21 protein-coding genes, 1 tRNA gene and 1 pseudogene are annotated in these 22,653 nt (G+C 57.9%); 14 read left to right on the plus strand and 9 right to left on the minus strand.

The window, feature by feature from the left end; all coding sequences use genetic code 11:
- Positions 1–15 precede the first annotated feature (15 nt).
- Complete coding sequence (gene epmB, locus E7738_RS11840; RefSeq protein WP_058759602.1) at positions 16–1,044, plus strand: EF-P beta-lysylation protein EpmB; 1,029 nt, start codon at positions 16–18, stop codon at positions 1,042–1,044.
- Positions 1,045–1,181: 137 nt separating this feature from the next.
- Positions 1,182–2,309 carry a DDE-type integrase/transposase/recombinase gene (locus E7738_RS11845; protein WP_196368259.1) on the plus strand — a complete coding sequence of 376 codons (1,128 nt, stop codon included), beginning with the start codon at positions 1,182–1,184 and terminating at the stop codon, positions 2,307–2,309.
- A gap of 190 nt (positions 2,310–2,499) precedes the next feature.
- On the opposite strand, the gene E7738_RS11850 is transcribed toward E7738_RS11845, so the two are convergent.
- From E7738_RS11850 to E7738_RS11865, 4 genes are all read right to left on the minus strand, one after another.
- A complete protein-coding gene (locus E7738_RS11850) occupies positions 2,500–2,847 on the minus strand; it encodes a DUF4156 domain-containing protein (protein ID WP_021507764.1) in 348 nt (115 codons plus the stop codon).
- A 195-nt stretch (positions 2,848–3,042) separates the two neighbouring features.
- Complete coding sequence (gene groL / locus E7738_RS11855; protein ID WP_021507765.1) at positions 3,043–4,698, minus strand: chaperonin GroEL; 1,656 nt, start codon at positions 4,696–4,698, stop codon at positions 3,043–3,045.
- Positions 4,699–4,744: 46 nt separating this feature from the next.
- Positions 4,745–5,038, minus strand: coding sequence for a co-chaperone GroES (locus E7738_RS11860; protein WP_021507766.1), 294 nt, complete (start codon positions 5,036–5,038; stop codon positions 4,745–4,747).
- A 194-nt stretch (positions 5,039–5,232) separates the two neighbouring features.
- Positions 5,233–5,685 carry an FxsA family protein gene (locus tag E7738_RS11865; protein WP_021507767.1) on the minus strand — a complete coding sequence of 151 codons (453 nt, stop codon included), beginning with the start codon at positions 5,683–5,685 and terminating at the stop codon, positions 5,233–5,235.
- Positions 5,686–6,060: 375 nt separating this feature from the next.
- Here E7738_RS11865 and aspA point away from each other — a divergent pair, with 375 nt between their 5' ends.
- The 6 genes and pseudogenes from aspA to E7738_RS11895 form a co-directional block, all read left to right on the plus strand.
- On the plus strand, positions 6,061–7,497 hold the full coding sequence (gene aspA, locus E7738_RS11870; RefSeq protein WP_021507768.1) for an aspartate ammonia-lyase: 1,437 nt from the start codon (positions 6,061–6,063) through the stop codon (positions 7,495–7,497).
- Between the two features lie 114 nt (positions 7,498–7,611).
- Positions 7,612–8,913 carry an anaerobic C4-dicarboxylate transporter gene (locus E7738_RS11875; protein WP_132465830.1) on the plus strand — a complete coding sequence of 434 codons (1,302 nt, stop codon included), beginning with the start codon at positions 7,612–7,614 and terminating at the stop codon, positions 8,911–8,913.
- Between the two features lie 86 nt (positions 8,914–8,999).
- The gene (locus E7738_RS11880; protein WP_394515657.1) at positions 9,000–10,697 is read left to right on the plus strand and encodes a protein-disulfide reductase DsbD; all 1,698 of its coding nucleotides are present in this window, start codon (positions 9,000–9,002) and stop codon (positions 10,695–10,697) included.
- A 66-nt stretch (positions 10,698–10,763) separates the two neighbouring features.
- A complete protein-coding gene (locus E7738_RS11885; RefSeq protein ID WP_394515658.1) occupies positions 10,764–11,342 on the plus strand; it encodes a division control transcriptional repressor DicD in 579 nt (192 codons plus the stop codon).
- Between the two features lie 108 nt (positions 11,343–11,450).
- A tRNA-Phe gene (locus E7738_RS11890) sits at positions 11,451–11,526 on the plus strand.
- 347 nt (positions 11,527–11,873) lie between these two features.
- A pseudogene (locus tag E7738_RS11895) lies at positions 11,874–12,128 on the plus strand (LysR family transcriptional regulator); the annotation flags it as partial.
- 94 nt (positions 12,129–12,222) lie between these two features.
- On the opposite strand, the gene E7738_RS11900 reads toward E7738_RS11895, so the two are convergent.
- Both E7738_RS11900 and E7738_RS11905 read right to left on the minus strand, forming a co-directional pair.
- Positions 12,223–13,392 (minus strand): Gfo/Idh/MocA family protein, encoded by a 1,170-nt coding sequence (locus E7738_RS11900; protein ID WP_275026626.1) that lies wholly within the window; start codon positions 13,390–13,392, stop codon positions 12,223–12,225.
- Between the two features lie 10 nt (positions 13,393–13,402).
- Positions 13,403–14,326 carry a TIM barrel protein gene (locus tag E7738_RS11905; protein ID WP_394515659.1) on the minus strand — a complete coding sequence of 308 codons (924 nt, stop codon included), beginning with the start codon at positions 14,324–14,326 and terminating at the stop codon, positions 13,403–13,405.
- Between E7738_RS11905 and E7738_RS11910 the strand changes: the two genes are divergently transcribed.
- Positions 14,325–14,495, plus strand: coding sequence for a hypothetical protein (locus E7738_RS11910; RefSeq protein ID WP_159377357.1), 171 nt, complete (start codon positions 14,325–14,327; stop codon positions 14,493–14,495). The two genes, E7738_RS11905 and E7738_RS11910, sit on opposite strands and share 2 nt — an antisense overlap.
- Before the next feature lie 29 nt (positions 14,496–14,524).
- Here E7738_RS11910 and E7738_RS11915 read toward each other — a convergent pair whose 3' ends face one another.
- Positions 14,525–15,544: a LacI family DNA-binding transcriptional regulator gene (locus E7738_RS11915; protein ID WP_394515660.1), complete on the minus strand. Its 1,020-nt coding sequence runs from the start codon at positions 15,542–15,544 to the stop codon at positions 14,525–14,527.
- 320 nt (positions 15,545–15,864) lie between these two features.
- Here E7738_RS11915 and E7738_RS11920 point away from each other — a divergent pair, with 320 nt between their 5' ends.
- Positions 15,865–16,749, plus strand: coding sequence for a sugar phosphate isomerase/epimerase family protein (locus E7738_RS11920; RefSeq protein ID WP_021507777.1), 885 nt, complete (start codon positions 15,865–15,867; stop codon positions 16,747–16,749).
- Positions 16,750–16,940: 191 nt separating this feature from the next.
- On the opposite strand, the gene E7738_RS11925 is transcribed toward E7738_RS11920, so the two are convergent.
- Positions 16,941–17,951, minus strand: a complete 1,011-nt coding sequence (locus tag E7738_RS11925) for a Gfo/Idh/MocA family oxidoreductase (RefSeq protein ID WP_264441710.1) — start codon at positions 17,949–17,951, stop codon at positions 16,941–16,943.
- 100 nt (positions 17,952–18,051) lie between these two features.
- Between E7738_RS11925 and E7738_RS11930 the strand changes: the two genes are divergently transcribed.
- From E7738_RS11930 to E7738_RS11940, 3 genes are all read left to right on the plus strand, one after another.
- Entirely contained in the window at positions 18,052–19,071 is a 1,020-nt protein-coding gene (locus E7738_RS11930) for a LacI family DNA-binding transcriptional regulator (RefSeq protein ID WP_394515661.1), read from the plus strand.
- 101 nt (positions 19,072–19,172) lie between these two features.
- Positions 19,173–20,054, plus strand: a complete 882-nt coding sequence (gene yghU / locus E7738_RS11935; RefSeq protein WP_394515662.1) for a glutathione-dependent disulfide-bond oxidoreductase — start codon at positions 19,173–19,175, stop codon at positions 20,052–20,054.
- Positions 20,054–20,344, plus strand: a complete 291-nt coding sequence (locus tag E7738_RS11940) for a DUF1330 domain-containing protein (RefSeq protein WP_021507781.1) — start codon at positions 20,054–20,056, stop codon at positions 20,342–20,344. Before yghU ends, E7738_RS11940 begins: the two co-directional genes overlap by 1 nt.
- A 75-nt stretch (positions 20,345–20,419) precedes the next feature.
- Here E7738_RS11940 and E7738_RS11945 read toward each other — a convergent pair whose 3' ends face one another.
- On the minus strand, positions 20,420–21,514 hold the full coding sequence (locus E7738_RS11945; RefSeq protein ID WP_394515663.1) for a YncE family protein: 1,095 nt from the start codon (positions 21,512–21,514) through the stop codon (positions 20,420–20,422).
- Positions 21,515–21,571: 57 nt separating this feature from the next.
- Here E7738_RS11945 and E7738_RS11950 point away from each other — a divergent pair, with 57 nt between their 5' ends.
- A complete protein-coding gene (locus E7738_RS11950) occupies positions 21,572–22,648 on the plus strand; it encodes a glycosyltransferase family 2 protein (RefSeq protein WP_394515664.1) in 1,077 nt (358 codons plus the stop codon).
- Positions 22,649–22,653 lie beyond the last annotated feature (5 nt).

A 22,653-nucleotide genomic window follows, 5' to 3' on the forward strand; every position in this document is an offset into this window, starting at 1 on the left:
GTAATAGCCAAAAAAATGGCACACATTGTAACCCTAAATCCCCCCGTCAGAGAAGATTGGTTGCAGCAACTTGCTGATGTTGTCACCGATCCTGCTGAATTACTGCAACTTTTAGCCCTCGAAAACCACGCGGATCTGGCAGCCGGGAGCGAGGCACGCCGTCTGTTCGCCCTGCGCGTACCGCGCGCCTTTATTCAGCGCATGCAGCGCGGCAATGCGCAGGACCCGCTGCTGCTGCAGGTGCTGACCAGCCGTCAGGAGTTTACCGATGCGCCGGGCTACAGCACCGATCCGCTCGATGAGCAGAGCAGCGTGGTGCCGGGCTTACTGCATAAGTATAGAAACCGCGCGCTGCTGCTGGTCAAGGGCGGCTGCGCGGTGAACTGCCGCTACTGCTTCCGCCGGCATTTCCCCTATCAGGATAATCAGGGCAACAAGCGCAACTGGCAGGCGGCGATTGATTACATTGCCGCCCATCCCGAGCTGGACGAGATCATCTTCTCCGGCGGCGATCCGCTGATGGCGAAAGATCAGGAGCTGGCGTGGCTGATTGGCGCGCTGGAAAACATTCCGCACCTGAAACGCCTGCGCATTCACAGCCGGCTGCCGGTAGTGATCCCAGCGCGCATTACCGAAGGGCTATGCCAGCTGCTGGCGGATACGCGTCTGCAGGTGCTGCTGGTCAGCCACATCAACCACGCGCAGGAGATTGACGAGGCGCTGCGCGAACGCATGCAGAGGCTGAAGCGCGCCGGCGTCACCCTGCTGAACCAGAGCGTGCTGCTGCGCGGCGTTAATGACGATGCGCAGACCCTGGCACAGCTCAGCAATGCGCTGTTTGATGCCGGCATCCTGCCCTACTATTTACATGTGCTGGATAAGGTGCAGGGGGCGGCGCACTTCTTTGTGCCGGATGAGCAGGCGCGCGCGCTGGTGCGGCAACTGCTGACCATGGTATCGGGCTATATGGTGCCGAAGCTGGCGCGGGAAATTGGTGGTGAGCCGAGCAAAACGCCGCTGGATCTGCAGCTGCGTCAGGAGTGACGTTCCCTGCCAGCTGCCCGTTGCGCATGAAGGTACAAACCGGCCACATGGGTAACACTTTAGACCGGGCACATGGGTAACAGTTATAAACGGCATAGCAGAGGAGACTCACTATGCCCTGGACTGAGACTGTTACCATGCAACGCCTTGAATTCATCCTCGCCTGCCAGGCAGGCGGGGAATCCATGACGCAGCTGTGTCACCGCCACGGCATCAGCCGCAAAACCGGCTACAAGTGGCTCAGCCGCTTTAACCCCGGCGAGCTCTCCTCGCTTGAAAATCTCTCCCGCGCCCGCCATCTCCAGCCCGATAAAATCGCCCCCGACATCGCCGCGCGCCTTGTTCAGTTCCGCCAGCAGCACCCCGACTGGGGGCCAAAAAAAATCCGCCACTGGTTCCTCAGCAACGGCGCTGACTTCATCGTGCCCGCCGCCAGCACCATCGGCGACCTGCTGAAGGCGGCGGGAATGGTGCAGCCGCGGACGCCGCGTAAGCGAACGCCGGGCAACCTGCGCAGTCTCACGACACCCGTGAGGAATAACCACGTCTGGAGCGCTGATTTTAAAGGGCGCTTCCGCCTGAAAGACGGCAGCTGGTGCCGCCCCTTCACGCTCACCGATAACCACAGCCGCTACCTGCTGTCCTGCGAGCCGGGCACGTCGGAGACCACGGTGTTCGTGCGCGGCTGCATGGAAAAGGCCTTCCTGGAAGGCGGGCTGCCCGACGTTATCCGCACCGACAACGGCTCGCCCTTCGTTGCGCCGGGCATCCTCGCGCTGACGCAGCTGAGCGTGTGGCTGATAAAACTGGGGATACAGCCGGAAAGAACCGCACCGGGCTGTCCGGGGCAGAACGCCCGCCACGAGCGGATGCACCGGTCGCTGAAGGTCGCCATGAGCCATCACGACGTCTTTGGCTCGCTGCCAGAGCAGCAGGCGTGGTGCAGCGGATGGCGGAACGAGTTCAATCAGGAAAAGCCGCATGAGGCACACGGGCAGCAGCCGCCCGCAAAAATATGGACGCCTTCACCGCGGAAATGGAACGGAAAAGTGCCGGAGGTGGGTTATCCGGAGGGGGCGAAGCTGTACAAAGTCGGTGAAAAAGGCGACCTGAGGCTGAACGGGCGGACCTTCCTGAGCGCAGCGTTACGGGGCGAGTACGTGCGGTTCCTGGAAGTGGACGACGGCATTGACGTCATCCTCTTCGACAGGCTCATCCTTGCGTATTATGACCGGGCAGAAAAGCGTATTATCCGGATCGACTGACCACAAAAAGTGTTACCTGTGTGCCCGGTCTGATCTGTTACCCATGTGCCCGGTCGTACCTGAATGCGCACCCTACAGTATTCCTGTGGCGGCGCCATCACCGTAGTGTCGCCATTGATGGCGACCGTGCTGGAACTGTACTCAAAAACAAAAAAGCCGCTCTCGCGGCTTTTTTATTGCTGCTCTGCCATTACGGGCACTTATACACCTGACCCGACATTTTGCTGTCGAGCGGGGCAAAGGCAGACAGCAGGTTCTGCGTCGGGCTGGTGGCACCATAAATCACGTTGCCGCCCATCTCCGCTGCGCGGTTACGCAGGTCGTTGGCCGCACCGCGCAGTGAACTGCCTTCACCGCCTGAGCCGGTCAGCCAGTTGCTCTGCGAGCCGGTAACATTGCCCAGCAGCTGACATTGGCTGCCTGGCTGTTGATCAACAAAGGTGACACGTTCGCCGGCGGCACTCAGTTGGTTGGAGGTGCTACAGCCCGCCAGCAGTAAGGTACCGACTGCCAGTCCGAGCGAGAGGTTAATCCGCATTATAATCCCCATTTATTATCATCAGTGTCGGGCGGCAGCGTAGCAGAAAAGCGCACATTTTTTCTGAACATTCATTGCCCTAAACCCGCAAAGCCGAAGTATTGCGCCCTTACTTATACCTTGTTCGCCGGCAAAAGAAAAACCCCCGACCGTTTCCGATCGGGGGTTTCTCAACAGCTCAGACGTTCAGGGCAATTACATCATGCCGCCCATACCGCCCATGCCGCCCATGCCGCCAGCGCCAGCACCTAAGTCAGGTGCGTCGCCTTTCGGCAGGTCGGTGACCATCGCTTCGGTGGTGATCATCAGACCGGCCACAGAAGATGCGTACTGCAGCGCAGAACGGGTCACTTTGGTTGGATCCAGGATACCGAAGTCGATCATGTTGCCGTACTCTTCGGTCTGTGCGTTGTAACCGTAGTTACCGTCGCCGGCTTTCACGTTGTTAGCAACCACAGATGGCTCTTCACCGGCGTTAGAAACGATCTGACGCAGTGGCGCTTCCATCGCACGCAGAGCAACCTTGATACCGACGTTCTGGTCTTCGTTCTGACCTTTCAGGCCAGATGCTGCGATTTTCGCCGCAACACGCACCAGCGCAACACCACCACCGGCAACCACGCCTTCTTCAACCGCAGCACGGGTAGCGTGCAGGGCATCTTCAACGCGTGCTTTCTTCTCTTTCATTTCAACTTCAGTCGCTGCGCCTACTTTCAGTACGGCTACACCGCCTGCCAGTTTAGCAACGCGCTCCTGCAGTTTCTCTTTGTCGTAGTCAGACGTCGCTTCTTCGATCTGCTGACGGATCTGCGTCACGCGGCCAGAGATGGCGCCCTGATCGCCCACACCATCGATGATGGTGGTGGTGTCTTTGTTGATCACCACGCGTTTTGCCTGACCCAGGTCTTCCAGCGTCGCTTTTTCCAGCTCCATACCGATCTCTTCAGAGATCACGGTACCGCCGGTCAGGATAGCAATATCCTGCAGCATCGCTTTACGACGGTCGCCGAAGCCCGGTGCTTTCACCGCAGCCACTTTCACGATACCGCGCATGGTGTTCACCACCAGCGTAGCCAGCGCTTCGCCTTCCACGTCTTCTGCGATGATCAGCAGTGGTTTGCCGGCTTTCGCCACAGCTTCCAGCACTGGCAGCATTTCGCGGATGTTAGAGATTTTCTTGTCAGCCAGCAGGATGAATGGGCTTTCCAGCTCCACTGCACCGGTTTCTGGCTTGTTGATGAAGTACGGAGACAGGTAGCCACGGTCGAACTGCATACCTTCAACCACGTCCAGCTCGTCCTGCAGGCCGGTACCTTCTTCAACGGTGATCACGCCTTCTTTACCCACTTTGTCCATCGCCTGAGCGATCAGGGTACCGACGCTTTCATCGGAGTTGGCAGAAATGGTACCTACCTGCGCGATAGCGCGGGAATCCTGGCATGGTACAGACAGGGTTTTCAGCTCTTCAACGGCTGCGGCAACGGCTTTATCGATACCGCGCTTCAGATCCATTGGGTTCATGCCCGCCGCGACGGCTTTCAGGCCTTCGTTGACGATAGCCTGTGCCAGAACGGTAGCGGTGGTGGTGCCGTCGCCTGCTGCGTCGTTAGCTTTAGAAGCGACTTCTTTCACCATCTGCGCACCCATGTTCTCGAACTTGTCTTCCAGCTCGATTTCACGTGCCACAGAAACACCATCTTTAGTGATGGTCGGTGCACCAAAAGATTTATCCAGAACCACGTTACGGCCTTTCGGGCCCAGGGTAACTTTTACTGCATCTGCCAGTACGTTCACGCCACGCAGCATTTTTACGCGTGCGTCATTACCGAATTTTACGTCTTTAGCTGCCATTTCAAATATCCCTTAAATTCGTTTCGTTCAGTGAATTACGCGTAAATTACGCTTCAACAATCGCCAGAATGTCGCTTTCAGAGATGATCAGAACTTCTTCGTTGTCGATTTTCTCAGTCTTGGCACCGTAGCCTTCGCTGAAAATCACCAGATCACCCACTTTCACGTCCAGCGGCTTCACGTCGCCGTTTTCCAGGATGCGGCCATTGCCAACAGCCAGTACTTCACCGCGGGTTGATTTGCCTGCTGCAGAGCCGGTCAGAACGATACCGCCAGCAGATTTGGCTTCAACTTCTTTACGCTTGACGATAACGCGATCGTGCAACGGACGAATTTTCATTTGATAGCTCTCCTTTGAGAAGTCCAATCATTCATTTTTGGGTTGAACGCCGGGCTTGAGGGTTCCGGCCTCGTGGAGAGAGAGATAGGGGCAGAAAAGGGGCTTTCAAGGGCAAAAAAATAAAAAATTTTCGTTTGCGTAACAGATGACGAAAAAGACAGCAAAAAGGGCGGCTTACGCCGCCCCGCTTACATTCAGCGATCTTTATCGTGACCGATACGATCCTGATCTTTGCGCTCAAACTCGCCGTCCATGGTGACGCCGCTGTCAGGGCCCTGCCCCGGGCCGCGCCATACGCGCAGGTGCGGCATCAGCTTCAGCGTCAGGTGCTTCTGCACCGGCGGCAGCAACAGCAGCAGGCCGAGGAAATCGGTAAAGAAGCCCGGCAGCAGCAGCAGAAAACCGGCGATGATCAGCGACACGCTTTTGATCATCTCCGCCGCCGGGCTCTCGTTACGCGCCAGCTTCTCCTGCATCAGCATAAAGTTCTTCATGCCCTGATTTTTCACCAGCGACACACCAATGCACGAGGTAAAAATCACCAGCAGCATGGTCAGCAGCACGCCGAGCGCGTGCGCCACCTGGATGAAAATTGAGATCTCAATCCAGGCCAGAACAAAAAAAATCACTAACGGTAACCAGCGCACCGATATCTCCTGTGAGTCGCGCCGCCACGCAGCGTGCGGGGCAGCAAAATTGAAGGGTCAGCATGACCATAACGTATGAGATGGGCACGCGGCCGGGGAAATTCAACCGCCACTGTTAAATTTATGCCACTGACTTAAAATTGCGAAGTACATCACATATCGTTATTACCGCTGGGCCAGCAAATGTCCGTAAAGTGATCTGTGCACAAGCATTTCTGCAGTGACAGAATATGATCGTGCTCGCCAGCCCGAAGATGGATAAAATGTCGGCACTGGTATTCCACGACAATATAATTGCTTCACCTGCACGTTATTCGCCGCCCATCCATTCCGGATGCCCGGCAGTAACACAGCAGCAATAATAAGAAGGTAATCATGGCGAACAACATTCGTATCGAAGAAGACCTGTTAGGCATGCGTGAAGTTCCGGCAGATGCCTATTACGGTGTTCATACTCTGCGTGCGATTGAGAACTTCTATATCAGTAACAGTAAAATCAGCGACATCCCTGAGTTTGTTCGCGGCATGGTGATGGTGAAAAAAGCCGCCGCGCTCGCCAACAAAGAGCTGCAAACCATCCCTCGCCACATCGCCAACACTATCATTCAGGCCTGTGATGAAGTGCTGAACAACGGTAAGTGCATGGACCAGTTCCCGGTTGATGTCTATCAGGGCGGCGCGGGCACCTCGGTCAACATGAACACCAACGAGGTGCTGGCTAACATCGGTCTGGAGCTGATGGGTCACCAGAAAGGTGAATATCAGTATCTCAACCCGAACGATCACGTGAATAAGTGTCAGTCCACTAACGACGCTTATCCTACCGGTTTCCGCATTGCGGTTTACGCCTCGATCCTCAAACTGCTCGACGCGATTGGCCAGCTGAGCGAAGGTTTTCAGCGCAAAGCGGTGGAGTTTGAAAACATCCTGAAGATGGGCCGCACCCAGCTGCAGGACGCGGTGCCGATGTCGCTCGGTCAGGAGTTCCACGCGTTCAACGTACTGCTGAACGAAGAGACGCGCAGCATTCTGCGCACCGCCGAACTGCTGCTGGAGGTTAACCTCGGCGCCACGGCGATCGGCACCCGCCTCAACACGCCGGACGGCTACCAGCAGCTGGCGGTACAGCGCCTGGCGGAAGTCAGCAACCTGCCGGTGGTGCCCGCCGAAGATCTGATTGAAGCCACCTCAGACTGCGGCGCTTACGTCATGGTGCATTCAGCGCTGAAGCGCCTGGCGGTGAAACTGTCGAAAATCTGTAACGACCTGCGCCTGCTGTCATCCGGTCCGCGCGCCGGCCTGAACGAAATCAACCTGCCGGAACTGCAGGCCGGTTCTTCGATCATGCCTGCGAAAGTTAACCCGGTGGTACCGGAAGTGGTCAATCAGGTGTGCTTTAAAGTGATTGGCAACGACACCACGGTGACCATGGCTTCTGAAGCCGGTCAGCTGCAGCTCAACGTGATGGAACCGGTGATTGGCCAGGCGCTGTTTGAGTCGATCAGCATCCTGACCAACGCCTGCTACAACCTGCTGGAAAAATGCGTTAACGGCATCACCGCCAACAAAGCGGTCTGTGAAGCCTACGTGTTCAACTCCATCGGTATCGTCACTTACCTCAACCCGTACATCGGCCATCACAACGGCGATATCGTCGGGAAAATCTGTGCTGAAACCGGTAAGAGTGTACGCGAAGTGGTGCTGGAACGCGGTCTGCTGACCGAAGCCGAGCTGGACGATATTTTCTCCATCCAGAACCTGATGCACCCGGAATATAAAGCCAAGCGTTACACCGACGAAAACGAACAGTAATCCGTTCCGGATCAAGTCGTCTGAAGCACGCCTGTATACAATACGGCGTGCTTTTTTATTTTGACGTCTATAACTAAAGTGGCTGCGTGTGGCGGCACTTCAGGGAGTGAAACTATGGTAGTGGTGGAATTGCTCATCGTCCTGCTGGCGATCTGGCTGGGTGCGCGCCTTGGCGGCATCGGCATTGGCTTTGCCGGCGGTTTAGGCGTGCTGGTGCTGACGCTGGTTTGCGGCATGAAACCCGGCGCGATCCCGTTTGATGTCATCGAGATCATTATGGCGGTGATTGCGGCCATCGCCGCGATGCAGGTGGCTGGCGGCATGGATTATCTGGTCGGGCTGGCGGAACGCCTGCTGCGCCGCCATCCGCGCTATGTCACGTTCCTTGCGCCGCTGGTGACCTATGCGATGACGCTGCTGGCGGGCACCGGTCATACCGCCTTTTCCACCCTGCCGGTGATTGCGGAAGTGGCTAAGGAGCAAGGCGTACGCCCTTCGCGCCCGCTGTCGATAGCCGTAGTGGCGTCGCAAATCGCCATCACCGCCTCGCCGCTTTCGGCCGCAGTGGTATTTTTTGCCTCGATTCTTGAACCGCGCGGCGTCAGTTATCTGGCGCTGCTCGGCGTCGCGCTGCCTGCCACCATGCTGGCCATTTTCTTTGCCGCCGTGATCACCAACTTCCTCGGCAAAGAACTCAAAGAAGATGACGTCTATCAGGCGCGCCTGGCGAAAGGTGAAGTGACGCTGCGCGGTGAGCAGGTTTATCACATCAAGCCGGGTGCCAGACGCGCGGTGCTGCTGTTCCTGATCGGTATTGCGGCGGTCGTGTTGTACGCGACGGCAATCAGCGACAGCGTGGGCCTGATCAGCAATCCGGTGCTGCCGCGTAACGAAGCCATTGTGGTGTTTATGCTGACGGTTGCTACGCTGATTTGCCTGACTTGCAAAGTGGAAACCGGTGAAATCCTCAGTGCCAGCACGTTTAAATCCGGCATGAGCGCCTGTATCTGCGTAATGGGCGTCGCCTGGCTGGGCGATACCTTTGTTAAAGCGCATCTCAGCGACATCCAGACGCTGGCCGGCGACATGCTGCAGAGCTATCCGTGGATGCTGGCGCTGGTGCTGTTCTTTGCTGCCACGCTGCTCTACTCGCAGGCGGCCACCACCAAAGCGCTGATGCCGGCCGCACTGATGCTCGGCGTGTCGCCGCTGGCGGCGGTCGCCTCCTTCGCCGCGGTGTCCGCGCTGTTCGTGCTGCCCACCTACCCGACGCTGCTGGCCGCGGTGGAGATGGATGACACCGGCTCGACCCGCATTGGTAAGTACGTGTTCAACCACTCGTTTATCATTCCCGGCGTACTGGCAATTACCTTCTCGGTGGCGTTTGGCTTCCTGTTCGGCAGCCTGATTCTGTAGCGTCGTGGTTACATCCTGAAAACCTCGTGGCGAATGAGCCGTGTTATTATCGCGGCTCATTCGCCACCGGAGCTGATTAATTCGTCATGGCTGCTCGATTTTCCCGCCTGTTAAGCCTGTGCCTGGCACTGCTGTTTTGCCTGTCGGCGCAGGCCAGCCTGTTCTCGCCCACCACCAACAACCGCTTTGTGCCGGTCGATCAGGCCTTTGGCTTTGATTTCAGCCAGCAGGGCCATCAGCTGACGCTGAGCTGGAAAGTGAAGGACGGCTATTACCTCTATCGTCAGCAATTCCACATCAGCGCGCAACACGCGCAGCTGGCGCCGGTCACGCTGCCGCCGGGCCAGCCGCACGAAGATGAGTTTTACGGTAAGAGCGAAATCTATCCGCAGGACGTACAGCTGCCGATCACCCTGCGCCAGGCCGATGCCGGTGCAACGCTCAGCGTGACCTATCAGGGCTGCGCCGCGGCCGGTTTCTGCTATCCGCCGGAGACCCGCTCGGTGCCGCTGACGGCGATTGCTGCCGATAGCGCCGCGCCGGTAATCGCGGCATCACCGGCCGCTCACCGCACGCCGCTGCCGTTTTCGCCGCTGTGGGCGCTGCTGATTGGCATCGGCGTGGCCTTTACGCCGTGCGTGCTGCCGATGTATCCGCTGATCTCCGGCATCATTCTTGGTGGCCAGCGCCGCTACTCGCTGGGCCGGCTGTTCGCCCTCGCACTGGTTTACGTGCAGGGCATGGCGCTGACTTACACCCTGCTCGGTATGGTGGTGGCAGCGGCGGGGCTGCGTTTCCAGGCTGCGCTGCAGCATCCTTACGTATTGATCGGCCTCTCCGTGCTGTTTGTGCTGCTGGCGCTGTCGATGTTTGGCCTGTTCACGCTGCAGCTGCCTGCCAGCCTCCAGACGCGTCTGACGCTGTGGAGCAACCGTCAGCAAGGCGGCTCGCTGGCGGGCGTGTTTATGATGGGCGCACTGGCTGGGCTAATCTGCTCACCCTGCACCACCGCGCCGCTCAGCGCTATCCTGCTGTATATCGCGCAGAGCGGTAATCTGTGGGCCGGTGCCGGCACGCTGTGGCTGTACGCTTTCGGCATGGGACTGCCGCTGATTGCTGTAACGATGTTCGGCAACCGGCTGCTGCCGAAAAGCGGTCCGTGGATGCAGAGTGTGAAAGAGGGTTTTGGCTTTGTGATTCTGGCGCTGCCGGTGTTTCTGCTGGAGCGCGTGCTGGGCGATATCTGGGGGCTGCGGCTGTGGAGTCTGCTCGGCGTGGCGTTTTTTGCCTGGGCGTTCAGCCTGAGTCTCAGCGCGCGCGGCACAGCGCGCGTGCTGCCGATCATCATGCTGGCGGCCGCGCTGGTGGTGGCGCGCCCGCTGCAGGACTGGGCATTTGGCAGCAGCAGTACGCAAAGCGTCGCGCACCTGCCGTTTCAGCGCATCAGCAGCAGCCAGCAGCTGGATAGCGCATTACAGCAGGCGCAGGGCCGTATCACCATGGTCGATCTCTATGCCGACTGGTGCGTGGCCTGCAAAGAGTTTGAAAAATACACCTTCAGCGATGACGGCGTGCGCAGTGCCCTGAGCAACGTGCAGCTGCTGCAGGCTAACGTGACAGCCAACAACGCGCAGGATAACGCGCTGCTGCAGCATCTGCAGGTGCTCGGCCTGCCGACCATCCTGTTCTTTGATGCGCAGGGCAAAGAGATTGCCGATTCACGCGTCACCGGATTCCTTAACGCCGCGGATTTCCGCGCCCATTTGCACAATCTGCCGCGTTAAACGAAACTGGTTGCACGACACTGCCCGGGCGCACGCGTTCGGGCCCGCATTCCGGAGGAGAGTCTTTTGCAACGCGAACAGATCCTTGAGCATGCGCTGAATGTGCTCGAACAGAGCGGCCTGGCCGCGACCACCTCGCTGCTGCAGCTGGCTGGCGAAAGCGGCCTCGCCAGCGATCAGCTGGAGCGCTACTGGCCCGATCGCGATGCCCTGCTGTATGACGCGCTGCGCTTTCACGGCCAGCAGATCGACAGCTGGCGCCGCCAGGTGCAGCTGGATGAGCGCCTCAGTGCGGCACAAAAGCTGCTGGCGCGTTACGACGTGCTGGCAGAGCACGTCAGTAAAGGCCGCTTTCCCGGCTGCCTGTTTATTGCCGCCTGCAGTTTCTATCCCCAGCCGGATCAGCCGGTGCATCAGCTCGCCGAACAGCAGAAGCGCAGTTCCTGGCAGTTCACCCATGAAATCCTCGTCGACCTGGCGCTGGACAACCCCAGCATGGTGGCCGATCAGATGGAGCTGATCCTCGAAGGTTGTCTGAGTAAGCTGCTGGTGAAGCGCAACGTGCAGGATGTCTCTACCGCGCGGCGTCTGGCTGAAGATGTGCTGAGCATCGCGCTGTGCCGGCAAAACGGTGCGCTGGCGTAGGCTTTTTGTTCACCCTGCCTGAAAAGCAGGCAATCAGTCACGATTGCTACGCTTTTTTTACGAAACCCGTTGACGGCTGTGAGCCATTAGGGTTTAATGCGCCCCGTTGCCCGGATAGCTCAGTCGGTAGAGCAGGGGATTGAAAATCCCCGTGTCCGTGGTTCGATTCCGCGTCCGGGCACCACTATTCAGAAAACCCAGCCTTATGGCTGGGTTTTTGCTTTTCTGCGTCGGCATATTGATTCGCTACATTGCCGGTCTTAGCGCTAAAAATTTGCAGCTGTATCGCTGCTATTTCTCTCTTTCCAGTCCCCCATTTGCGCGACGCGTCGCACACTTTTGCGATTGCGCCCAAACCTTTCCAGCGAATTGCGCCACCGGTCACGCCGCGTTGCGCGTGTCGATGTTAAAAAACTGTTAATCGTAATACCTGCCTGCCGTCGTGGCTTTTGTCCTTAACTCAGCGTCTGCTGCATCTCATCGTGCCGGACGTTTTTGATACACCGAATCGTGTCGCCAGAGGGAGTAATCGTGAACCTTCGTCGCCTTAAATATTTCATCAAAATCGTCGACGCGGGCAGCCTGACGCAGGCCGCTGAAAGTTTGCATATTGCGCAACCGGCGCTAAGCCAGCAGCTTGCCACGCTGGAGGGAGAAGTGAATCAGCAGTTACTGATCCGCACCAAACGCGGCGTAACGCCTACCGAAGCGGGGAAAATGCTTTACCATCATGCCTTCACTATTTTGCACCAGTGCGAACAGGCACAGCGCGCCATCGATCAGATCGCCGCAGCAACTGCAGAAGGCATGCGCAGCGGCTCCCAATAAAGCACGGATGCCGCCCCGCTGCCTCGCACTCCGGTTAAATTTCGTCAGCTAATTAGCACTCAACCCACACCGCACCGGCATCCGCCGATTTGACACACTGTTCCACCCAGCGTACCCCCATCAGCCCGGCGTGCACGTCCGGATACCAGAAATCCTGCAGGAAGGCGTGATCGCCGCGGTCGGTGGCGTCCATCGCCAGCGCAAAACGGCGATAGAGATTCGACCAGGCTTCAAATAATCCTTCGGGATGGCCGCCACCAATACGGTCATCGGCCAGCGCGCTGGCATGCAGATAACCCATGCCGCGCTCAAGAATCTGCACCGGCTCGCCCTGTACTTCATAGCGCAGCTGGTTTGGCTGTTCGTCCCACCACTCCAGACTGGCTCGGGCACCCACCACGCGAATTTTCTGGCCGTGCATCGATCCGCAGTTCACCGCTGACGCCCATAGCGTACCGACCGCGCCGTTGTCATATTCCATCATCACAAAGGCGTTATCTTCCAGCGGCGCACGCGAGGCCACAAAGCTCTGGCGGCTGCACAGCAGGCGTTTTATTTGTAACTGCGGCAACAGGGTTTCAGCGATAAACAGCGGATGGGTGGCCAGATCGCCCAGCACATAGCTCGGGCCGACAAAACGCGGATCGACGCGCCATTTGGTGCTGGCATTCTGTAATTCGACCGCTTCGTGATGAAAGCCGTGAGCAAACTGCATGTTCACAATGCGGATCTCACCCAGCAGCCCGTCAGCAATCATGGTGCGCGCCTGCTGAATCAGCTGATGGCCGGCATAACCGTAGGTCACGCCGATGATCTTCTGCTGCGCTTTACACAGTTGCTGCAGCTCCTCAGCTTCAGCGGAGGTGAAACACAGCGGTTTTTCACACACCACGTGCAGCCCGGCGCTGAGCGCAGCGCGGCAGATAGCAAAGTGCGTATTGTTCGGCGTGGCGATGGAGACGGCTTCAATGCCATCAGCACGCGCGGCTTCCGCATTAAACAGGGTTTCGTAATCGCTATAGCAGCGCTCGGCCGCCACGCCCAGCGCGCGACCAAACGCTTGTCCGCGCTCCGCATCAATATCAAACGCACCCGCCACTAAGGTGAAGTTGCCGTCGCGTAAAGCAGCGGAACGGTGGATGTAACCGATCTGGCTGGTGCCGCCGCCGCCCACCATGCCCCAGCGCAGCGCGCGATCCAGTACTTTGCTCCCGTTAATCATGCTGTTCTCCTCAGAATCCGATGGAATGCAGGTAATGCAGGCTGGCCGTGACGTCCTGCAGACTGGTGGCGGCGTTGCGCGGATCGCGCTCCTGCTCAATGGTGATCCAGCCCTGGTAGTGACGTTCAGCGAGAAACGCCCGCAGCGCCGGGTAATCAATCGCGCCCTGGCCAAGCGGGCACATCACGCCCTCGGCACAGGCAGTAAAAAAGTCGACGCCGCGCGCAATCACATCGCGCCAGACGGCCGCATTAATGTCTTTGAAATGCAGATAGTCGATGCGCGACCAGTAGCGTTGCAGCCAGGTCTGCGGATCCATGCCGGAATAAAAAAGATGGCCGGTATCGAGACACAGTCCGGCGACCTCGTGCGGGATGTCCTGTACCAGCTGCTCCAGTTCATCAGCAAACTCAATACAGCCACCGGCATGAGGATGAATCACCGGTCGCACGCCGTAGTCATGCCAAGCGATGTGACTGAGCTGAGTGATGTGCTGCATCATGCGCTGCCAGTCCGCAGGTACCAGACGTGGCGCTTTCTCCGTCTGGCCGGCAAATTGCGCCCGCTGCGGGTTGCCGAAATCGATAATCACCAGATAGGGCGCGGGCCGGTTATCACCGTGCGTGCGTGCCGTGCACGGCACCTGCGACAGGTTGCGGCAGATGTTGTGCGTCAGCTCAACCATCGCCGGGAAATTCGCCTCGCTGACCAAATCATCAAAAATGGTGCCGGCCACCAGCGACAGCTGATGCGCTTCCAGCTGCTGGCGCAGTTCGGCGGCATCGGTCGGCAGATAGCGCCACGGCCCGAGTTCAATGCTGCGGTAACCGGCCTGGGCCGCCTCGCGCAGCACCGTTTGCCATGGTGGCAGGAAAGGATTGTCAGGATCGTCTACGCCCCAGCTGCAGGGCGCATTGGCAATGTGTAGGGTCATGATGGTTCCTTATGATGAGGGCTGGCGTCAGTATCAAATAGATATTTCACCAACCTCAATCATGGAACTTTCATTCTTTGATAGCGATCATAAATTTAATTATCAAATTTTTGATATTTTTTTATCAAATGCTGTCGTCATGCGCGCGGGCGCGGCTGTCGCCCGGTGAGCGATAACAAAGGGTGACTGCGCAACGCCTCAGACATTTTCCCGCATGACGATCTCAAACGGCAGGGTGACCTGAGAAAAATGATCGCTGCGCTCAGCGTGACGTTGCTGCACGGTTTGCGCCAGCTGTCGTGCCATGTCAGCGATCTGGTGGCGCAGCATCACCGTGATGGTGCCATCTATCAGCGCCAGGTCGCCATCATTGACCGGGCCGTGACAAATCAGCGCCACCTTACGCTGCGGCTGCTCACGCAGCGCCTGAACGACCCCTTCTATACCGCCGCACGGCGCGTAAATCAGCGCCAGATCGGCATGCTGCTCCAGCAGCTGGCGGGTCGCCTGATAACCACCGGCAATCGATTCGTGGGTTTTGAGCGGTTCCAGCACGCGCCGCGCACTGTCCTGCTCGCGCAGATACGAGCGAAAACCACTCTCGCAGTTCTCCTGACAGATAAAGCGGTGATCCCCCAGCAGCACGCCCGCCGGACCCGGCTGATGCAGCAGATGGCTGGCGATCCAGCCCGCGCTACGCCCGGCTTTCTGATTATCCAGGCCGAAATAGCCAGCATGCCCACAGGGCGAGAAGTCAGAAAACAGCGCGTAGACGCGCACGCCCTGACGCGAAACGTGCGCTATCGCGTGACGGATCAGCGGATGATCCAGCGCCACCACGCCGATAGCCTCCACCTGCTCAGCCAGCCGGTAGAGCGAATCCACCACCGCTGCCACCTCATCAATCTCGTGCCAGACAAACAGCGGCTCGCTGCCGGCCGGATGAAATGGCTGCGTCTGCTGGCGCAGCGCATCGGTTAGCGTTTGATAAAAAGAGTACGAAGCCGACAGCAGGATAAACCCCATACGCAGCGTCACGCCGTCGCTCTGTGCACTGAGCGGGGCGTGGCTGCTGCGGTAACCCAGCCGATGCGCCGCTGCCAGTACTTTCTGTTCGGTTTGCGCCCGCACCGGCGCGCGGCGATTGAGCACCCGATCCACGGTGGCGATCCCCACCCCGGCAGCGGCGGCAATCGCGCTCATGGTAATTTTGCTCATCGTTAAGCCCCTAAATGATAATAAACTATCAAAAATAATGCCTGACGTTATGCTTTCACGCCATATAAGCCGGTCGTTACCTCTCAATTAATGAGTAAATCCTCTCATTCTTTTGATCGCTGTCGCACAAACACCCTCATTCGTTTCATTTCTCACGCAAATAGAATAATTATTTGGCAAACGATCGCCGCAGCGTGTCGCCGGCACTGATGGAAATGCATCAGCAAAGCATTAGAGCCGGTGCCGGGCTGTTTTTATAGTTGACGCGACACCAGCCGCCGATTGCGGTGGTGGGTAACGTAACGCGCAGGAGAACAACAATGAAAATCGCTTTTGATGTGGATGTTATCCGCGATCTCGGCATCACGCGTATGGTGCATCAGGTCGCGGAGTGGGGTTATAAATACATTGAACAGTCGCCGCATCCGCAGATCAATCCGTTCTATAAACACCCAAAAGCCAGCCGGGAGATCATGCGCGAGTACAAAAATGCGCTCAACGCTACCGGACTGGAAATCTCCTCGTTTATCACCGTCTATCGCTGGTCGGGACCGGATGAGCTGCGGCGCCAGGCGGCGGTGAAAAACTGGAAGCGAATGATTGAGATTGCCGTGGAGATGGGCGTGCAGGTGATCAATACCGAGCTCTCCGGTAACCCGAACGAGCCCGAAATCTGCGAAGAGATGTTCTATCGCTCAATGGACGAGCTGCTGCCGATTTTCGAGCGAGAGGGGATTCGCGTGGAAATTCAGGCGCATCCGTGGGATTTCTGCGAAGAGAGCAATGAAACGGCCGATATCGTCAAGTCGTTCCGCAGCGACAACGTCAAATACATCTATAGCGCACCGCATACGTTCTACTATGACAAGGGCAAAGGCGACGTGAAGAGTATGCTGCATTACGCTGGCGACGATCTGTCGCACATGCTGATTGCCGATACCATGAACCACACCAAACACTGTCGCTACATCGTTAACCCGCCGGGCGTCGATGCCACCATCCACCAGCACGTGGCCGTTGGCGAAGGTGAGGTGAATTTCGACGCGCTGTTCGAAGCGCTGCGCGAGATGGATTTCGCTAACCGCCACTATAAAGTGGGCGGCGAGTCGATTATCTCCGCCGCGCTTTTTGGCTATCCGGAGAAGATGAAGTATCAGGCGGTGGAAACCCGCGAGCTGATTGAGCGCGAGCTGCTGAATCTGTAAATCGCCCGCACAATCAACCCCTTTCCCGCCAGCGATAAAGGGACGCACAATCAGCCCCCTCTCCCGCCAATGACAGATGGACGCACAATCAGCCCCCTCTCCCGCCAATGACAGATGGACGCACTATCAGCCCCCTCTCCCGCCTGCGGGAGAGGGTTGGGGTGAGGGTAAACGCCATCGCCCACTTCCCATCAAACCGTCACCCACTCCACCTCCACAAACTCGCCGCGCGTCAGCGACAGCTGCGCCGCTTCCGCGATGGCCTGCGCGCGCAGCCCATCAATCAGCCCCGGCAGACCAGCCACTTTCTCGCCGCCCAGATGGCGCACAAACGCATCGAGATGGCTGTAATAGGTCTCCTGAACCCGGCTGAACCAGTCCGCATACAGTCCCGGCTGGCGGATGTGCTGCCCCTGATACAGCGTTGCACCGCGCACCGCCTGGCTTTCCGACGCCAGCATGCCCAGGCTGCCCATCACGCTGATGCGCTCGTCATAACCGTAAGCGGTACGACGGGCATTATCGAGCTGCGCCAGCGCACCCTGCTGCAGGCGCATAATCAGCACCGAGGTATCGACGTCAATGTCGCGGATCGCCGGCATCGCCAGCGCGGCACCGAGCGCGCCCACGGTGACCACTTCATCCTCAGTTAGCCAGCGCAGCAGATCGAAAAAGTGGATGGCCTGGTCGCGCATCTGTCCGCCGGACGCCTGCAGATAGCTCAGCGGCGGCAGTTCAGAGGCGCGGCACACCATCTGGATAAGCTCGCTGCGCCCAATCACGCCCTGCTGCAGCTGGGCTTTCAGTTGTGCATGGCTGCGATCAAAACGCCGATTGAACCCTACCGTCACCGGCACCTGCAGCGGGGAAATGCTGGCTACTACTTCCCGGGCGCGCGACAGCGACAAATCGATCGGTTTTTCACAGTACACCGCTTTGCCCGCCAACACCGCCTGCTCCAGTAGCGGGGCGTGGGTCGGCGTCGCACTGGCAATCAGCACCGCATCAATGGCCTCACTGCTCAGCGCCTGCGGCACGCTGGCGGCCCGCGCCCCAAACTGCTGTGCCAGCGCGGCGGCGCGCGCGGTGTCTATATCGCACACCAGCGCCAGCTCAACGCCGGGATGGCGCGCCAGGTTTGCGGCATGCACCTGGCCAATAAATCCACAGCCAATCAAGGCAAAACGTTGCGCACTGCGCATGATAACGCTCCTGTTGCTCACACTTCGGCATCGTCGGTCTTGTCAAAATATCGCTTTCTGGCAGGCTGTCTGAACGCGGTTTTTGATGGAATTCACTCAGATGAAAACAATGACGCTGGCCGAACTGGCTAAGCGGGTGGGCGTGGGCGTCGCCACGGTGGATCGGGTGCTGAACGACCGGGGCGGCGTGTCGCCCGCGATGACGAAAAAAATTTTACTGGCGGCGCGCGAAGCGGGTTTGAAACGCATCCTGCCGGAGGAACACCGCCACGCGTGGCAGATCGAAGTGCTGCTGAGCGGTAACGGTTCCTTCTTTTTTCAACAGCTGGCGCAGGATTTTGCCCGGCTGGCAGATGAGCTCGGCTATCGTCGCCTGCGGCTGCACCGCACGCTGATTCCGGAGCATGCGCCCGAAAAGCTGGCGGCGCATATCGAAGCCAGCAGCAAAAAGATGGACGGGCTGATTGTTTTCGCCCATGAAAATCCGCTGATTTACGCGGCGCTTGAGGCCTGTAAAGCGCGTGGCGTACCGGTCATCACGCTGGTGGCCGATCTGCCTGAAGCGCCGCGCCTGTGTCATGTCGGTGTTGATCAGCTGAAGGCCGGACGCACTGCCGCGCTGATGCTCGGCAGCATGCTGCCCGTGGCGGGTGACGTAGTGCTGGTTAGCGGTCGCGCCGATTACGCCGCGCACCGTCTGCGCATCGAAGGATTTCAGGCGGTGCTGGCGGAGCGCTTCCCGCATCTGCGGCTGCGGGAGATCATCGCAGGCCAGGACGAGCGCGAGCGCATCAGCCGGCTGCTGGAGAAAACGCTGGCCGCATCGCAGCAGATTGTCGGCTTGTACAATACCGGCATGGGCAACACGCAGATTCACGAAGCGCTGGCGCGCCACCGGCTGTGCGGCAAGGTGGTGTATGTGACGCACGAACTTTACCAAACCACCAGTGAGCTGCTGGCCAAACGCGTGCTGACGCTGACGCTCGATCAAAACACCCTGCGTCACGCACAGCTGGCGCTGACGCTGCTGCTGCGACATCTGGAAGAGGGTGAGCAACCAGAGACCTATCAGCCCGGCAAAGTCGACTTTATGCTGTTTACGCAAGAGAATTTTGCCTGATTCGACTTTGTCTTTTATCGCCAGCGCGGTTAAATCGGCGTGATAGCGTGCTGCTACACTCAGTAGCAGCAAAAATCTTCTCACAACAAGGCGAACGCATTATGTCGGAAAATCAGTATCAGCCCGCGAAAGTCTGGACCTGGGACCCGGAAGCCAAAGGTAACGGGGCGAAGACTAACCGTCCAACCGCCGGGCCGACGCATGAGCAAACGCTGCCGGTCGGTAAGCATCCGCTGCAGCTCTATTCGCTGGGGACGCCAAACGGCCAGAAAGTGACCATCCTGCTGGAAGAGCTGCTGGCGCTCGGCGTGCAGGAAGCGGAGTATGACGCCTGGCTGATCCGCATCGGCGATGGCGATCAGTTCTCCAGCGGCTTCGTTGAGGTTAACCCCAACTCAAAAATTCCGGCGCTGCGCGACCACTCGATCACGCCGCCACAGCGCGTGTTTGAATCCGGCAATATCCTGCTCTATCTGGCAGATAAATTCGGCCACTTTATTCCCTCCGACGTAGCGGGCCGCACGGAAACCCTGAACTGGCTGTTCTGGCTGCAGGGATCCGCGCCCTACCTTGGCGGCGGTTTCGGCCACTTCTATCACTACGCGCCAGAAAAAATTGAATACGCCATTAACCGTTTCACGCTGGAAGCCAAACGTCAGCTTGATGTGCTGGATCGCCAGCTGGCGGACCACCGTTTCCTCGCCGGCGACGAATATACCATTGCCGATATCGCAACCTGGCCGTGGTACGGCAATCTGGTGCTGAACAACCAGTACGGCGGCGGCGAGTTCCTCGATGTGCAGTCGTACAAAAATGTGGTGCGCTGGGCAAAAGAGATTGCCGACCGTCCGGCGGTGATCCGCGGGCGTAAAGTGAATCGGGCATTTGGCGCCGAGCCGCAGGATCAGCTGCTGGAACGGCACGATGCGAGCGATTTTGATACCAATACTGAAGACAAGCGTCAGGCGCGAGGCGAACAATAATGGCCGCATATGTCGTTATGATTAAAGACGAAACGCTGGATAAAGATGAGCTGGCCACCTATTCGCAGAAAGCCGGCGCGGCGCGTGGCGATCACCACATCACGCCACTGGCGTTTTACGGCGATCTGGAGGTACTGGAAGGGCGCGATGCTGAAGGCGTGGTGGTGCTGCAGTTTGAAGATGCCGAGGCCGCCAAAGCCTGGTACTTCAGCCCGGCCTACCAGGAAGCCAAAGCGCATCGCCTGAAAGGCGCCAACTACCGCGTACTGCTGGTGAACGGCGTGGCGTAATGGATGACGTAACCCGTTGCTAAGCACGGGTTATCCGCGGCGCGATCTCTCGCGCCGCGATTAAATCCAGCGCGGTTAATCCAGCGTAATCCGCACCACGCTATCTGGCCCTTGCGGCGAGCGATCTTTATTGAGCCCCTGCTTCACCGTCACGTACAGCGTCTGACCATCTGGCGACACCAGCAGGCTGTTAGGGTGGGTCGGCAGCGTCCAGCTATTTTTCACTGCGTAAGTCGTCGCGTCCAGCTGCAGCACTTTGCCGCCGAGTCGCTGGCTGATGTAAATCTCGTTGCGCTTCGCATTGAATTTGATGCCAAGCGAATCGCCGACATCCAGGCGTTTGATCACCTTACCGCTGCGCTCATCGAACACCAGCGTGGTTTTGCCCTTAGAATTGTCAGTGACGTACAGGCGGCCATTGGCGGCATCTTCCGCCAGATTTAACAGCAGATACTCTTTGCCATCGCCTGGCGTCCAGCGCTGCTCAATTTTGTGACTGCGCGGATTGATCACCAGCACTTCGCCACTGCCGTTCGCCGCGTAAATACGGTCGGTTGACGCCGAATAGAGCAACCCTGTCACCCACTTACCGGCGTTTTTGATGGTGGTTTTCAGCCGCAGCGTATTCACATCGACCACCCAAATCATCGCCGGATTCTCAATCGCACCGATGTACAGCAGGCCGTCATGCAGCAGGATTTCACGCGCGCCAACCGGATTGCCTTTGTCGTTTTTCAGGCCAAACAGCAGGCGCTGCAGCACTTTACCGCTTCTGGCGTCCACTTTCGTCACGCCACCGTCCAGCGTGTTGGTAATGTACAGTACGCTGCCGTCCGGTGAAGCCGTCATGCCAAAGTTTTTCAGATCGGTATGGGTTTCGCCCAGCGTCGCCAGCGTGCGGGCATCCAGGCGATACAGCACGCCACCGTTGACGGTTTTAAACGCCTGCGCGCTGGCCACATACAGCGCAGCCGGATCGCCCGGCACATAGGCCATTTCATACAGGCCGTCGCCCAGTTCACGCTGCTGTACCTTCTCCGCTGCCGCTGGCTTAGCCGCGGCGGCAGGCGCTACTGATTTTTTAGCCGGCGCCTGACAGGCGCTCAGGCTCATGGCTGCCAGCAGCGCCAGAACCAGCGCGGTGGCGCGCGGGCGTAATGATGAAGTCATTGCTGTCTCCGGTAAGGACCGATGGGTTACCTGCGCGAGCAGGAAGCATAAAAAGGAATGAGAATCATACGCATTATTGTATCAGCCGTAAATGTGCCTGATCGGTGGCAGCAGGCGCAGAGCTGCACTGCGTCAATGCCCTCCCCTCAAATTGCCACTTGTAGTATGCTTGACGGCATTCCTGCCTCAGATGTTGACTTAAAAATGATGGTTCCTGACTATTTAATCAGTGTGTTGCTAACGGCCCATAACAGTGAAAAATTTCTGCCTGACACGCTGGCGAGTTTAGAAAAGGCCTGTCATGGTGTTGAGCAGTATATTGAATTTATTCTTATCAATGACGCATCCGTCGACAACACAGCAGCGTTACTCGATGATTTTTCCCGGCGACATCCGCAGGCGAAAGTATTTAATATTGATTACCGCAACATTGGCCGGGTGCGTAATTTTGGCGTTCAGCAGTGCAGCGGTGAATATATTACGATGCTGGATGGCGACGATCAGTTGCTGGCCGACGCCCTCACCGATATTGTCCGCTACCTGAAAAGCCATCGTCCCGACGCACTGTTCACGGCGCTTAATGAGGTATACGAATCCCGGCCTCAGCACATCACGTGGCAGGGCCTGCAGGCGGAAACACTGTCACGGCATCAGGCCATTGAAAAATTCCTGATCCATCGCGATTTGCAGGCGCACTTTATCGGTCAGTTTATTAAGCGCACCATGCTGCTGGCACATCCCTTCCCGGATTATACCTGCTACGAGGACGCCTGGCTTTTCCCGGAAATCCTGGTCAGCAGTGATGCAATCGCTTATAGCCGCCAGAGCCCTTATCTCTATTTTAAACGCGGCAGCAGCTTATCCAGCCAGCTGGATAAACACAAAATTTCACTTCTAGTGAGCGCAACGCAGCATATGGATGAGGTGTTGCAGGAGCGCTATCGCAATCTGCTATCCTGCCACTGGATTAATATTGCACATAAACATCGGAAAGCCCTGGATAATCCTGACGACAGAAAGCAGGTTATTGAGGCGATCACTAAAATCAGGCCGCTGTCTTTTCTTTTCGATAGTAAAATCAGAACCAGCTTTAAAAAGAAATATCTGGCTCTGAAGTTAAACAAACCGCTGTAACTACC

It is taken from the genome of Pantoea sp. SGAir0430, assembly GCF_043549295.1.